Below are 14249 nucleotides of genomic sequence, written 5' to 3' on the forward strand. Positions count from 1 at the left end.
AGCAGATCCACGCCATGCGTGGATGCCGTACTTCCCGGTTGACGCCCTCGGCTACGCTGCGGGGCTCTGCGAACCGGCCTTCGGCCCCAACACCGCCAACAGCACGTAGATCACGATCGACGCCACGGTGCCGAGTGCAGCCAGCAACATGAAGGCAAACTCCGAACGGCCCTGCTGCCGCGCCCACTGCCCCAGATGCCAGGCCGCGCCCAGATTGATCAGCCAGGCGATGACGAACACCGGCCACTGCACGATGCCGACCGCGCGCAGCAGTGGCATGGCGACGAGCGCTGCGACGATGGCGCCGATCAGGAAGACCAGGGCCAGACGGGAATGGCGTACCGAAGCGGCGGTCATGCGCCCAGCTCCCGTACCATCACCAGTACGCGATAGCCGTGGCTGTCGGCTTCCTGCACGGGCGTCCAGCCCAACCGCGCGTAAAGGCCGCCATCCAGGGCTTCGGTCTGCAGGTACAGATGCGAGACGCCCATCCGCACCGCCTGCGCCGCAGCCTGTTCGACCAATCTGCCTGCCAACCCACGGCCTCGATGACTGTCGGCCACGAACACACTGCCCAGCCAATGCTCGTACTGCGGAAATGCCTGCATCTCCCGGCGCTTGAGCTGCACCGCGCCTGCCACCTGGCCGCCATCGAATGCTGCAATCAGGTGCGGGAAGCCTTCCGCATCCTGCGGCTGGTTGAGCCGCTGCAGTTCCTGCTCCAGCGACACGCCGGCATCCCGGCCCCATTGCGCGTTGTACCACTGTGCCAGCTGCAGCCTTTCCGGCGCGTCGGCGGAGAGCACTTTGAATTCCACGGCGAAGCCTCAGTTCCGTTGTTGACCAAGGGGATCACGTACGGCACCCGAAGGGAAGCAGCCGAGCATGGGCTCGGCTCTACACCTGCGCGAAGTCCTTCAGGATCTCGCCGATGCCGCTGGGCGAGATCTCGAAGCCCAGCGAGGTACCCGGGTTGATCACCACGCCGTAGCCGCCCGGCACGCGACGCAGCACGTCCAGCATCAGCCAGCGGACCTGGTGTTCGGCCTGCTGGCTGTAGATGCCCACCCGCGCCGGATCGGTGAACACGGCCACGTGCAGGGTGCCCTGCTTGTCGAACAGCAGCGGATCGAAGCCGCTGCCATCGGGGGTGACCAGGCTGCCAGTCAGCAGCACTACCTCGGAGGCGACGAAGGCCTCCATGAACGCGCGGATCGGCACTGTTCCGTCCATCGCGGCCTTGAGCAGGGTTTCGATCGGGGTCTGCGGGGCAAGGTCGGTCATGGCGGTGCGGTGAGGCAATCAGGGGTGCCCATTGTAGAGCCGAGCCCACGCTCGGCTGCCACCATCTGCAGTCCGGGGAAGCGCAGCCGAGCGCAGGCTCGGCTCTACAGCCGCCCGGCCCGGGTCTCCCAGCGCCCCAGACGCTGGTCGCGAGACTGCTGGTCTGCCATGGCCTTGTCCAGTTCGGCCTGCAGGGCCGGCTGCTGCACCGGTGCATCCAGCACGTACACCTTCACCCCGTGCGCCGGCACCTCCACCTTCAGCGCGCGCTTCACCTTCATCTCGCCGCCGTCCAGCGCATCACGCCAGGTACCCGCCTGCAGGTACCGGTCCACTTCGATGCTGCGCACAGCATCGCCCTTGTTCAACAGCACCAGCGCAGTCTGCGCCACGTCGGCGTGCTGCAGCACGCGGAAGAACACCGCTTCATCGCCCTGCAGACGTTCGTTCACCTGCAGGCCGCGCTGCAGCGCCGGCGTTGCCTCACGCAGTTTGGCGATGCGTTGCAGCGGCGCGAAGATCGGGCTCTGCGGGGCAGCATCCACCCGCGGCTGGCCGAAGTAGGCGCGGTTGCCGGCGTGTTCCGCACGGCCGCGCATGAAGCCGGTTTCCGAACCGTAATAGACCACCGGAATGCCACGTGCGGTGAACAGCCAGTTGTGCGCGTCGATGAAGCCGTTGTCGCTGGCCTGCAGGCGCGGCATGTCGTGGTTGTCGTAGAAGCTCATCAGCTCGTACGGATTGGCGTACGGACCACCGGTCAGGTGCAGCGGCTCGGACAGGGTCTCAAACCCCTTGCCGGCGGTGCCGAAGGTCTGCTCCAGCGCGCCGCGCAGCGGGAAGTCGAGCACGCTGACATTGGCGTTGGCCGGCCAGGTGTGTTCCGCGATGCTGGCCGCGTTGTAGTCGAACGCTTCGCCGAACATGAACATGCCCGGGTGCTGCGCGCGGATGCGGTTGACGAACGCGTGCCACCACGGATGCGGCAGCCAGCCGATGGTGTCGATGCGCAGCGCATCCACGCCCTGCGCGGTCCACTGCAGATAGGCCCCCACCAGGTAGTCCATCACTGCCGGGTTGTCCTGATTGAAGTCGCTCAGCTCTGCCAGGTTGCCGTCGAAGATCGATCCGTCCTTGCTGTCGACCGGGCCGATGGCGTTGTAGAACGCGTGCAGCGGGTTGTGCTCCGGGTCCAGCTTCTGCGGCGGCAGGTTCTGGTGGTCGGCGATCAGCGTGCCGTTTTTGTCGAAGATCTGGCCGAACTGCGGCTGCCGCTTCGGCATGGTCCAGGCCGGCGACCCGTGGTTGCCGACGATGTCCAGCACCACCTTCAGGCCTGCGCCGTGCAAGCCCTTGGTCAACCCGGCAAAGTCCAGGTCCTTGCTGGGCAGGTGTTCATCGAGTTTGTAGAAGTTGATGCCCCAGTAACCGTGGTAGCCGGTCTTGCCACGGTCGGTCAGCGTGCTCGTGCAGCTGATCGGCTTGCTGCCGGTGAAGGCCTCGTCCGGGTTGTCGACGATCGGGGTGATCCACACCGCGCCGAAACCGAGGTTGCGGATGTAATCGGCGTTGTCGAGCACCCCGCGGAAATCACCACCGAGGTAGCCGATGTTGCCGTCCACCTTGTCCGGGCATGGCACCGGGATATCGAAGGTACGGTGCTTGCCGCCCTGGTCGCGATGGTCGTTGGACGGATCACCGTTGACGAAGCGGTCGGTGACCACGAAGTACACCGCGTCGCTGGCGAACGGCTCGGTGGTGCCGACATAGGCCGGGCGTGGCGCGGCCGCAGCATGGCCAGCGAACAACACAAGGGATACAGCAACAGACAGAGCACCACGCATCACACCACCTCCGGACGGGACGGAACCCGCAACACGCACAGACCCGCAATCAACAGACTGCAGCCACCCAGCACCAGTACATGCATCGGCTGGCCCCCCAGCCATGCGCGCAGGGCGAAACCGAGTGCGCTGGCCGCGACCAGCTGCGGGATCACGATGAAGAAATTGAAGATGCCCATGTACACGCCCATCTTCGCCGCCGGCACGCTGTCCGACAGCAGCGCATAGGGCAACGACAGGATCGAGGCCCAGGCAAAGCCCACGCCGACCATCGACAGCAGCAGCCACTGCGGATCGTCGATGAACATCATCGAGATCAGCCCTGCCCCACCCAACCACAGGTTGACCAGGTGGCTCCAGCGCAGGCCGATCGCCCGCACCATCGGCGGGATCAGCAGCGCGGCCAGTGCGGCGAAGCCGTTGTAGGCACCAAACAGCACGCCCACCCAGTTGGCGCCTTCGTTGTAGGCCGCTGATTCGACGTCGGTGGAACCGAAGTGCATGCCGGCCACCGCGCGCGTGGTGAAGATCCACATCGCGAACAGGGCAAACCACGAGAAGAACTGCACCCAGGCCAGGCGGCGCATGGTGATCGGCATCGCGCGCAGGTCACCGACGATGGCGGCCAGCATGTGCGTGCCCGGCAGTACCCGCGCCGCCGCCAGCAGTGCGCCATAGCCCGCGCACAGACCGGCCAGCACGTAAAGCATCCTGTCGCCCTGGCGCCACGCGATCAGTGCCGCCAGCAGCACGCCGAGCCCCAACCACAGCGCAACCTGCGCCCATGGCGCAGGGCCGCTGACCGCAGTGCCGGCGTGGTGCGCCGGCGGTTCGGCGTCATCGAAGCTGGCCAGCTCGTCGGGCGAATACTCACGTGTGCTGACCACCGTCCAGGTGATCGCTGCCAGCAGCACCACCGCGCCGAAGTAGAACGCATAGCGCACGGTATCGGGCACCTCGCCCGCCGCCGCCGTATTGGCAACCCCGAAGTGGGCCAGGATGAAGGGCAGGAAGCTGGCAACGATCGCGCCGACGCCGATGAAGAAGCTCTGCATCGCATAGCCGGCCGGGCGCTGCCGCGGTGCCAGCTGGTCGCCGACGAAGGCGCGGAACGGCTCCATCGATACGTTGATCGAGGCGTCCAGCACCCACAGCGTGCCGGCCGCGATCCACAGCGTCGACGAGTTCGGCATCACCAGCAGGGCCAGCGTTGTGAGCACCGCGCCGATCATGAAGAACGGCCGGCGCCGTCCCCAGCGCGTCCAGGTGCGGTCGGACAGGTAGCCGATCACCGGCTGCACCAGCAGGCCGGTCAGCGGCGCGGCGATCCACAGTCCCGGCACCGCCTCCATGTCCGCACCCAGCGTTTCGAAGATGCGGCTGGCGTTGGCATTCTGCAGGGCGAAACCAAACTGGATGCCAAGGAAGCCGAAACACATGTTCCAGATCTGCCAGAACGACAACTGCGGCTTTGCAGGACGACTCATCGTGCGTCCTCTGCTGCCGTCACCGGCGCGACCTTCAGTGCGTGCACCTGGGCCTGGTTGAGCACGCCATCGCGCCCGCCCTTGCCGCCGGTGTAGTGCGCGAAGTGCTGCAGCGCGCTCATGTTGAAGCCCTCTTCAAGGGTCACCGTGCAGCGGCCCTTGGGCACCGCGAAGGTTGCAGCGGTCGAGTCCTGCGCCGCGACGCTGTGCGGCAGAGCCACCGTGTGCCGCTGCGGCGGCTGGCCCTTGCACTGCACGGCCAGCTGTTTCACCGCTGCGGTCACACCGGTGTTGATCGGACCGTTCGGGTTGCTGTACTGAAGGCGCAGGCGCGCGTGGCCCGCCCTGGCGGCGCTGAACTGCCACTGCCGGCTGCCACGCAGCATCTGCTGCGGACCGACGCAGACCATCGGGCTGTGCAGTGATTCCAGCGCACCTTCGCGACGGGTCAGGCTCAGGCAGTGCTGCAGGCCATCCTCGCCGATGCGCACCTGGCCCTTGCTGGCCGAGGCCGCGACACCGTCCTGCCACAGCACCTGGCCGGCGGCGACCGCGACGGTCCAGCCCCTGCCGCTGCGCTTTGCCTGCGGCGCCAGCGGCGTGGCCGGCGCACGTGCATTGGCATCGGCGCGCGGCATCTCGCGGCTCACCGCTGCCGGCGCGGCGACCAGCTGCACGGTCGTCGTGGCGCCGCGCGTGCGCGTCTTTCCTGCGACCAGCAAGCCAGCGCCCACCTGCTTCGGGCGCTCCAGCACATAGCGCTTGCCGCCCGACTCCAGACTGATCCGCTTCTGCTTCCCGAACAGCTCCGGCACCAGCTCGGCCGGCAGCTTGGGCTGCACGCGACCGTCGTCCTGCACGCCGAACACACCCTCGGTCACCATCGACAGATAGCCGGCCACCGACCACAACTGGCGCTCGGAATTGACCACCGGGCCGCTCAAGGCGCCTTCGTCCACGTGCACGGCCTGGGTGACCAGCTCGTAGTTCTCCATGTTGGAACCGGCCAACGCCGCCCCTTGCATCAACGAGCGGATCTCCGCGGCGATGCGTGGCGCGTCGTCCACCTTGCGCGCCGCGCGCAGCGAGTAGGCGCTGACGAACGGCCAGATCGCGCGGTTGTGGTAGATCGGCTGCTGCGCTTCCTGCGGCCACACCACCGGGCTGCCGGCAGCACCCATCGGATAGCCCGCCAGCGCCCGGCGCGCGCGCTCGGCAGGCAGCACGTCGGCAAGGATGCCCAGCGACAGGCCAAGCAGATCGATCTTGGCGTACGGCACCGGGTGCGCCGCTTCGCCGATGTAACTCATGTACTGGCCCATGTCTTCGCGCCAGAAACGCGCGTCGATCTGCACCGCCAGTGCGTCGGCCCAGGCCTTGTACTGCTCGCTGCGTTCGCCGCCCCGCTGCGCGGCCATCTGCTGCGCCAGGCGCAGCGCCTGGTAGTGCAGCACGTTGGTGGACAGCGCATAGGAATCGCCGATGAAGCGCACGTCCTCGCGCGTCCAGTCCGGATAGGTCTGCTCGCGCCAGTCGAGGAACGAGGTCTCGCCGCGATACAGGCCCATCTGCGCGTCGAACACCATCGCCCGGTCCTGCGCCAGCGTGGCCTGCAGCGCCTGCCAGACCTGATCGGCAAACGCAGGATCATCCAGCAGGTGGCGTGCGGCGAGAAACCACACCACGCGGTCGCTGCTGATAGGCCAGCTGCCACCGGAGCCGGTGTCCTGGGCCACGAACAGGCCAGGCGTATGCCCGTCGCGCGCCGCCGACAACTTGAACTGCAGCGACTGCCGGGTGCGCTTCGGGTCCAGCTTGGCCAGCGCCAGGTCGGCAGCGAAGCTGACGTCGCGCGTCCACACGTACGGCCAGCGAGCGCCGGTCTGGAAGCACCCGCACGGTACCGGGCGGCCTTCATCGAAGGCCGGATCGCGGATCGCGTCCACCCGGTCCTGGTCCATTTCCTGCTGGGCCAATGCGAACAGCGCATCGAACATCACGCTGCCGGTCTGGCTGCGCATGGGCGCGGCGGCGATGCGCACCTCGCCCTTGACGGCATGCAGGATGAAGCTGCCCTTGGCAGCGGCTTCGGCACGCGCCTGGCGGCCGTCGAATGTCAGGTCGGCCGCGTGCGCGGTCGTCCCCAGCGCTGCCCCCAGGGCAGCGGTCAGGCAAATGATCTTCAGCATCGAAGCGGCAGACCGGCTTGCGCCCGTCGACCTCCCTCCCTCTCTGCACCGTTGTGGGTCCGCACTGCCGTTGCCGGCGTGCGGGCGCGGCACCTCCCTCAAGGTGCCTTGGCCCCATGGTAGACGCGGGGCTGTGGGCTGCGTCCAGCTGCATACGTATTCATGGCGCGCAGTACCGGCGCGCCTGCCGCGCTGGCTTATGGTCCGGGTCTGTCAACGGCGCCTTGGGAGGGGAAATGCCGACGTCACCCACAACGGTACGCGCAGTGTTCGCGCACGCCTTCGGCCTGGCCCTGCTGGGATTGGCCACGCTGGCACAGGCGGCGGCACCGCAGATCGCCAGCGTCGAATCACCGGACAAGGTATTGAAGGTCAGCCTGGTGCTGGACGGCGGTACCGCACGCTACCGCGTCGAGCGCCTTGGCCAGACCGTGGTGGCCGATTCGAAGCTGGGTTTTGAACTGCGGGATGGTCGCCTCGACCGCGACTTCAGCCTGCTGGCGCAGGAACGCCGCAGTGTCGACGACCGCTGGGAACAGCCGTGGGGCGAGCGCCGCCTCACCCGCAACCGCTTCAACGAACTGACCGTGCACCTGGCCGAAACCACCGGCAGCAAGCGCCGGCTGGACGTGGTGTTCCGCGTCTACGACGACGGCCTGGGTTTCCGCTACGTGTTCCCCGAGCAACCGAACCTGCGCGAAGCGATCATCGATGACGAACTGACCGAGTTCGCCATCGCACCGGAGTCCACCGCCTGGTGGATACCCGCAGGCGAACCGATCCACTACGAATACCTGTACCAGCGCACGCCGCTGCGCGAAGTGCCACTGGTGCACACGCCGATGACCCTGCGCAGCCACGACGGCCTGCACGTGGCCATCCATGAAGCGGCCCTGGTCGACTATGCAGGCATGTGGCTGCGCCGCACCGATGGTCAGCGCCTGCGCGCGCAGCTTTCGCCTTCGGCCGAGGGCTGGAAGGTACGCCGCGCCCTGCCCTTCGCCACGCCATGGCGCACCCTGCAGATTGCCGACCGCGCCGGCGGGCTGGTCGAGTCCGATCTGATCGTCAACCTCAACGAGCCCAATGCGCTGGGCGACGTGAGCTGGGTGAAGCCGGCCAAGTACCTGGGGGTGTGGTGGTCGATGCACCTGGATGAAGAAAGCTGGGCGACCGGACCGAAGCATGCGGCCACCACCGCCAAGACGAAGAAGGTGATCGACTTCGCCGCCGCGCACGGCTTCCGTGGCGTGCTGGTGGAAGGCTGGAATCCGGGCTGGGACGGCAACTGGGTCGGCAACGGTTACGACTTCGACTTCACCCGCGCCACGCCGGATTTCGACATCGAAGCACTGTCGGCGTACGGGTTGAAGAAGGGCGTGCACCTGATCGGCCACCATGAAACCGGCTGCGCCATCGAACACTACGAAGACCAGCTGGATGCTGCGCTGGACCTGTATGCGCGGCTGGGCGTGGATCAGTTCAAGACCGGCTACGTCTGCGACGACGGCCAGGTCGATCGCCGCAACCCGGCCGGCGGCCCGCTGTGGCGCGAGTGGCACGACGGGCAGTTCATGGCCCGTCATCACCTCAAGGTCGTGCAGGAGGCCGCGCGCCGGCACCTGTCGGTGAATCCACACGAGCCGATCAAGGACACCGGCCTGCGTCGCACCTACCCGAACTGGATCTCGCGCGAAGGCGCGCGCGGCATGGAATACAACGCCTGGGGACAGCCACCGAACCCGCCCGAGCATGAGGTCAACCTGGTGTTCACCCGCATGCTGGCCGGGCCAATGGACTACACCCCCGGCATCCTCAGCCTGAAGGGCCGCCACGGCCAGGCCATCCCCAGCACGCTGGCCCGCCAGCTGGCCCTTTACGTGGTGCTGTACAGCCCGATCCAGATGGCCGCGGATCTGCCCGAGCACTACCTGCAGCACCGCGACGCGTTCCGCTTTATCGAGGACGTGGCGGTGGACTGGGAGCAGAGCCGCGTGCTCGATGGCGAGGTCGGCGACTACGTGACGATCGTGCGCCGCGACCGCAACAGCCGCGACTGGTTCCTCGGCAGCATCACCGATGAGAACGGCCGCGTGCTGCCGGTGTCGCTGGGCTTCCTGGAGCCGGGCGTGCGATACCGCGCCGAGATCTACCGCGATGGCGACGGCGCGGATTTCCGCAGCAATCCCTTCGCCTTCAAGGGCGAGACCCGCGAGGTCAGCAGCACCGATTCACTCACCCTGGTGCTGGCGCCGGGCGGCGGGCAGGCAATCCGATTTACACCGGTCCACTGAACGCTTGCCGGCCTGCGCGCCCCTGTAGCGCCCGAGCCCATGCTCGGGCGGCGGTGCGCAGCACCGGAACGCAGCCGAGCGTGGGCTCGGCTCTACGGAACGATGCACCTGAAAGCGATTACAACCCTGCAAACGCCATTGAATACGTATGCAGGGTGATTCCCACGAAGAACGCGCTGCCTACCATAGCGGCGACGACAGCGGCCACCGCGTCGCACGTCCTCGACAGCATCGGGACGACCACGAATCGCACTACAACATTGCCTGGGAGGGGAAAATGTTGAACCACAAGCGCAGTGCGCTGAGCATCGCGTTGGCCGTCGTACTGACGCCGTCGCTGGCAGCAGCACAGTCCACGCAGACCACCACCACCCCGCCGACCGGCACCGCCGCCACCAACCTGGATACCGTGCAGGTCACCGGCATCCGACGCGGCATCGAAAGCGCCATCGCGACCAAGCAGGACGCCACCTCGGTGGTCGAAGCGATTTCCGCCGAGGACATCGGCAAGCTTCCCGACGTCAGCATCGCCGAATCGATCTCGCGCCTGCCCGGCCTTGCCGCGCAGCGTGTGGCCGGTCGTGCACAGGTGATCAGCGTGCGCGGCCTGTCGCCGGATTTCGCCACCACCCTGCTCAACGGCCGTGAAGTGGTCAGCACCGGCGACAACCGTGGCGTCGAGTTCGACCAGTACCCGTCCGAGCTGGTCAACGGCGTAACCGTGTACAAGACCCCGGATGCGGCACTGGTCGGCCAGGGCCTGTCGGGCACCATCGACATGCAGACCGCACGTCCGCTCAGCTTCCCCGACCGCGTCATCGCGATCAGCGGCCGCTACCAGAAGAGTTCGTTGGGCCGCGCCGCCGACACCGATCCGTACGGCAACCGCTTCAGCGCCAGCTACATCGACCAGTTCCTGGACAAGACCCTCGGCATCGCCATCGGCTACGCGCACAGCGACATGCCGATCCAGGAAAACCAGGTGGGCCTGTACGAGCCGTGGACCACCGAGCACACCACCAACGGCAACCGCCCCGGGGTTGCTGCTGGCACCTACTTCACCGACGGCATCAAGGCGTTGCGCCGCACCGGCAATAACAAGCGCGACGGTGTGATGGCCACGATCCAGTTCCGGCCGAACAACAGCTGGACCAGCACCTTCGACGCGTTCCATACCGAGGCGGAGCAGATCGACACCGCCAACCAGTTCGAGCTCAACCTCAGCAACTACAACGGCAACTACACGCCGGGCCTGCTGGTCAGCAATCCGCAGGTCAACGCCAATGGCACCTTCACCGGTGGCACCGCCAGTGGCGTGTACCCGCTGGTGCGCGGCATGTACAACAAGCGCAAGGACAAGATCGATGCGTTCGGCTGGAACAACGAGTTCACCTTCGGCAGCGTCAAGCTGGTCGCCGACCTGAACTATTCCAAAGCCACCCGTGACGAGCTGAACCTGGAAAACAACCTGCAGCTGACCCCGATGCCGCAGCTGGATACGGTCGGTGTGCAGTTCCGCCAGGACGGCTTCTCGCAGATCAGCCCGGGCCTGAACTACTCCAACCCGGACGCGCTGTTCCTGACCAACACCATCTACGGTTCTGGTTACGGCAAGGTGCCGAAGGTGGAAGACCGCCTGAAGGGCGGCAAGCTGGCCGCGACCATCGCCCTGCCCGAAGCAATGGCGTCGTGGGCACCGGACTTGGATATCGGCGTGAACTATGCCGACCGCCGCAAGGTGAAGACGCAGTCTGAGGGCAACATCCTGCTGGGCGCACAGGGCGATGCCAACATCGCATCGGACCTGCAGTACCGCCCGGTCAACCTGGGCTTCGCCGGTCTGGGCACCATCCCGGCCTGGAACGTGCCGGGCGCGGTCGGTCGCTACATGACCTTCAATCCGGTCGACAACCTCGACTACCTGATTCCCAAGTCGTGGACGGTGCAGGAAAAGATCACCACCGCTTGGGCGCGCCTGAACATCAACACCGACATCGGCGTGGTCGGCGTGCGCGGCAACATCGGCGTGCAGATGCAGCACACCGACCAGAGCTCGAACTCACGCTACTGGGACAGCTCGCAGGCGGCCGGCAACAACATCCAGCCGTACTCCGATGGCCGCAAGTACAACGACTGGCTGCCGAGCTTGAACCTGGCCTTCATGTTCCCGCACGAACAGACCCTGCGCTTTGCTGCAGCCAAGCAGGTCGCCCGCCCGCGCGTGGACCAGATGCGGGCCGGCCTGGAGTTCGGCGTGGATACCGGTACCGGTCGCCCCGGCGGCAGTGGTGGCAATCCGCTGCTGGATCCGTGGCGCGCCACCGCGCTCGACCTGTCCTACGAGAAGTACTTCGGCGAAAAGGCCTACGTGGCCGCCGCGATCTTCTACAAGGACCTGAAGAGCTACGTCTACACCCAGTCGGTGGATAACTACGACTTCACCGGGCTGCTGGGCAACTATGTGCCGCCGCCGGGCATGGTGGTGCCGGTGCTGCCGACCGGCACCTTCTCGACCCCGGTCAACGGCAAGGGCGGTACGCTGAAGGGTCTGGAGCTGACCGCGTCGTTCCCGCTGGAGATGCTGACCGACAGCCTGCGTGGCTTCGGCGTGCAGGCCAGCGCGACCTTCAACAAGAGCGACATCCAGATCCTGGATCCGGAAAGCGCCTCCAGCGTCGGCACCGACCCGATCAGCCTGCCCGGCCTGTCCAAGCGCGTGTACAACTTCACTGCCTACTATGAGCGCAGTGGCTTTGAAGCACGTGTCAGCCAGCGTCGTCGTTCGGACTTCATCGGCGAGATCGGCAACTTCAACGGCAACCGCACCCTGCGTTACGTGGTGGGCGAGAACGTGACCGATGCGCAGATCAGCTACACCTTCAGCGACAGCAGCAGCCTGCGCGGGCTGACCCTGCTGCTGCAGGGAAGCAACCTGACCAACGAGCCGTACCGCACCTATGCCGGCACCAAGGATCGCCCGCTGGAGTACATCGAGTGGGGCCGCACCTACATGCTGGGCGTGAACTACAAGTTCTAGGATCAGGATCAGTAGTGCCAGGCCATGCCTGGCAACGACATCAATCGGCAGAACCGGAAACCCGCTGCGCAGGCAGCGGGTTTTCTTTTGCGCGCGTGCCGACAGATGACCGGCAAGGCCCATCCACGCATGGCGTGGATCTACCCGATCGCATCGCCTATCCACGCATGGCGTGGATCTACCCGATTGGCATCGCATCCATGCATGACCGGGATCCATTCGGCACAACCCCGGTAGATCCACGCCATGCGTGGATGCCGATCGCCGGAACATCGCCTCTCCGGTAGATCCACGCCATGCGTGGATGCTCTACACCGCAACCGCGCCCACAAAAAAGGGACGGGGCGCTTCGGCCCCGTCCCGGCAAGTACCGCCACCGGAGAAATCGGTCAGCTGCGTCGTGCGCAATACACCGCGCGCGGCGGCAGCTGGAGTTCGTTGCCCTGTACCGTCCCCGCATCCGGGCCCGGTACGGCCACCTGCTGCCAGGTACCCGCGGGCAGCGGATGGGTCACCGCCTCGGCCGACAGGTTGAAGGCCAGCAGGAGAGTTTCATCTGCAAGCATACGCTCGAACAGCAGCACTGGCTCGGCACTGTCCAGGAACCGGATGTCACCGTGCAGCAGGGCCGGCTGGGTGCGGCGCCAGGCCAGGAAACCGCGGAAGGCCGACAGCACCGACTGCGGATCCTGCGCCTGCACCGCCACGGCCGCCGCCTGGTGCTCGGCCGGGATCGGCAGCCACGGCTTGCCGGTGGTGAAGCCGGCCAGCGGCGCGTCGATCCACGGCAGCGGCGTGCGGCAGCCGTCGCGCCCCTTGAAGTTCGGCCAGAAGGTGATGCCATACGGGTCCTGCAGCGCCTCGAACGGCACCTCGGCCTCGGCCAGGCCTAGTTCCTCGCCCTGGTACAGGCAGACCGAACCGCGCAGTGAGCACAGCAGCGCCACCAGCATCCGCGCCAGTCGCGGGTCGGCCGGATGCCCACCCCAGCGGCTGACCGCCCGCTCCACATCGTGGTTGGACACCGCCCAGCACGGCCAGCCCTGGGTCATCGCCGCTTCCAGGCGCGACACCGTGTCGCGGATGTAGGCCGCGCTGTAGTCGTTGACCAACAGCTCGAAGCTGTAGCCCATGTGCAGGCGGCCATCCTGGGTGTATTCGGCGGTGGTCGCCAGCGAGTCCTCCGACGAGATCTCGCCCAGGCTCACCGCCCCCGGGTACTCGTCCAGCAGGGCACGCAGCTGCTCCAGGAACGGCAGGTTCTCCGGCTGGGTGCTGTTGTAATAGTGGTACTGGTAGGCGTACGGGTTGTCCGCGCTGAAGCCGCGGCCGACGCGCTTGTCGGCCGGCTTGGGCGGGTTGTCGCGCAGCTGCGCGTCATGGAAGCAGAAGTTGATCGCATCCAGGCGGAAGCCATCCACGCCCCGGTCCAGCCAGAAGCGCACGTTGTCCAGGGTCGCCTGCTGCACCTCCGGGTGGTGGAAATTCAGGTCCGGCTGGTCCACCAGGAAGTTGTGCAGGTAGTACTGCTCGCGGCGCGGCTCCCACTGCCAGGCGCCGCCGCCGAACAGCGACAGCCAGTTGTTGGGGGGCGTGCCGTCCTCGCGTGGATCCACCCACACATACCAGTCCGCCTTCGGATTGCTGCGGTCCTGCCGGCTCTCGCGGAACCAGGCATGCTCGATCGAGGTATGGCTGAGCACTTGGTCGATCATCACCTTCAGGCCAAGACCATGCGCCTTGGCCAGCAGCCGGTCGAAGTCGTCCAGGCTGCCGAACAGTGGATCGACATCGCGGTAGTCGGCGATGTCATAGCCGAAGTCGGCCATCGGCGATCGGAAGAACGGCGAGATCCAGATCGCATCCACACCCAGCGCGGCGATATGGTCCAGGCGCTGGATGATGCCCGGCAGGTCGCCTACCCCGTCGCCGTTGGCGTCGAGGAAACTGCGCGGGTAGATCTGGTAGATGACGGCTCCGCGCCACCATGGATAGTGCGACATCGACAGCCCCCCTCCGGGCATGCGGGACCCGCTGCAAGCGGGCCGAAAACCAACTCCCGCAAGCTTAGCGGCGGCCCGGGACGATGGCGCCGCCTGCATACGTATTCACGC

9 protein-coding genes are annotated in these 14249 nt (G+C 66.6%); 2 read left to right on the forward strand and 7 right to left on the reverse strand.

All coding sequences use genetic code 11. The annotated features are described in order from the left end of the window. Nucleotides 1–51: 51 nt before the first annotated feature. The 6 genes from AC13GI_RS08385 to AC13GI_RS08410 form a co-directional block, all read right to left on the reverse strand. Nucleotides 52–357 carry a hypothetical protein gene (locus tag AC13GI_RS08385; RefSeq protein WP_099819314.1) on the reverse strand — a complete coding sequence of 102 codons (306 nt, stop codon included), beginning with the start codon at nucleotides 355–357 and terminating at the stop codon, nucleotides 52–54. Continuing rightward, on the reverse strand, nucleotides 354–818 hold the full coding sequence (locus AC13GI_RS08390; protein ID WP_099819313.1) for a GNAT family N-acetyltransferase: 465 nt from the start codon (nucleotides 816–818) through the stop codon (nucleotides 354–356). The genes AC13GI_RS08385 and AC13GI_RS08390 overlap by 4 nt, the downstream gene beginning before the upstream one ends. A gap of 79 nt (nucleotides 819–897) precedes the next feature. Beyond that, on the reverse strand, nucleotides 898–1284 hold the full coding sequence (locus AC13GI_RS08395) for an SseB family protein (protein WP_099819312.1): 387 nt from the start codon (nucleotides 1282–1284) through the stop codon (nucleotides 898–900). 104 nt (nucleotides 1285–1388) lie between these two features. Further along, nucleotides 1389–3128 carry an alpha-amylase family glycosyl hydrolase gene (locus AC13GI_RS08400; protein WP_380658137.1) on the reverse strand — a complete coding sequence of 580 codons (1740 nt, stop codon included), beginning with the start codon at nucleotides 3126–3128 and terminating at the stop codon, nucleotides 1389–1391. Further along, nucleotides 3128–4615, reverse strand: a complete 1488-nt coding sequence (locus AC13GI_RS08405) for an MFS transporter (RefSeq protein ID WP_482996004.1) — start codon at nucleotides 4613–4615, stop codon at nucleotides 3128–3130. Before AC13GI_RS08405 ends, AC13GI_RS08400 begins: the two co-directional genes overlap by 1 nt. Further along, nucleotides 4612–6804, reverse strand: a complete 2193-nt coding sequence (locus AC13GI_RS08410; protein ID WP_482996005.1) for a glucosidase family protein — start codon at nucleotides 6802–6804, stop codon at nucleotides 4612–4614. The genes AC13GI_RS08405 and AC13GI_RS08410 overlap by 4 nt, the downstream gene beginning before the upstream one ends. A gap of 236 nt (nucleotides 6805–7040) precedes the next feature. Here AC13GI_RS08410 and AC13GI_RS08415 point away from each other — a divergent pair, with 236 nt between their 5' ends. Both AC13GI_RS08415 and AC13GI_RS08420 read left to right on the forward strand, forming a co-directional pair. Continuing rightward, nucleotides 7041–9098 carry a glycoside hydrolase family 97 protein gene (locus AC13GI_RS08415; protein WP_482996006.1) on the forward strand — a complete coding sequence of 686 codons (2058 nt, stop codon included), beginning with the start codon at nucleotides 7041–7043 and terminating at the stop codon, nucleotides 9096–9098. A 277-nt stretch (nucleotides 9099–9375) separates the two neighbouring features. Then, nucleotides 9376–12135, forward strand: a complete 2760-nt coding sequence (locus AC13GI_RS08420) for a TonB-dependent receptor (RefSeq protein WP_482996007.1) — start codon at nucleotides 9376–9378, stop codon at nucleotides 12133–12135. A gap of 389 nt (nucleotides 12136–12524) precedes the next feature. Here AC13GI_RS08420 and AC13GI_RS08425 read toward each other — a convergent pair whose 3' ends face one another. Continuing rightward, nucleotides 12525–14138, reverse strand: a complete 1614-nt coding sequence (locus AC13GI_RS08425) for an alpha-glucosidase family protein (protein WP_482996008.1) — start codon at nucleotides 14136–14138, stop codon at nucleotides 12525–12527. Nucleotides 14139–14249: the final 111 nt, after the last annotated feature.

It is taken from the genome of Stenotrophomonas sp. 82F1 (assembly GCF_056861525.1).

What these genes read in the sequence shown, in the direction of transcription:
- AC13GI_RS08385 (WP_099819314.1), bottom strand. Translation starts at nt 357, where the DNA reads ATGACCGCCGCTTCGGTACGCCATTCCCGTCTGGCCCTGGTCTTCCTG.
- AC13GI_RS08395 (WP_099819312.1), bottom strand. Translation starts at nt 1,284, where the DNA reads ATGACCGACCTTGCCCCGCAGACCCCGATCGAAACCCTGCTCAAGGCC.
- AC13GI_RS08400 (WP_380658137.1), bottom strand. Translation starts at nt 3,128, where the DNA reads ATGCGTGGTGCTCTGTCTGTTGCTGTATCCCTTGTGTTGTTCGCTGGC.
- AC13GI_RS08405 (WP_482996004.1), bottom strand. Translation starts at nt 4,615, where the DNA reads ATGAGTCGTCCTGCAAAGCCGCAGTTGTCGTTCTGGCAGATCTGGAAC.
- AC13GI_RS08410 (WP_482996005.1), bottom strand. Translation starts at nt 6,804, where the DNA reads ATGCTGAAGATCATTTGCCTGACCGCTGCCCTGGGGGCAGCGCTGGGG.
- AC13GI_RS08415 (WP_482996006.1), top strand. Translation starts at nt 7,041, where the DNA reads ATGCCGACGTCACCCACAACGGTACGCGCAGTGTTCGCGCACGCCTTC.
- AC13GI_RS08420 (WP_482996007.1), top strand. Translation starts at nt 9,376, where the DNA reads ATGTTGAACCACAAGCGCAGTGCGCTGAGCATCGCGTTGGCCGTCGTA.
- AC13GI_RS08425 (WP_482996008.1), bottom strand. Translation starts at nt 14,138, where the DNA reads ATGTCGCACTATCCATGGTGGCGCGGAGCCGTCATCTACCAGATCTAC.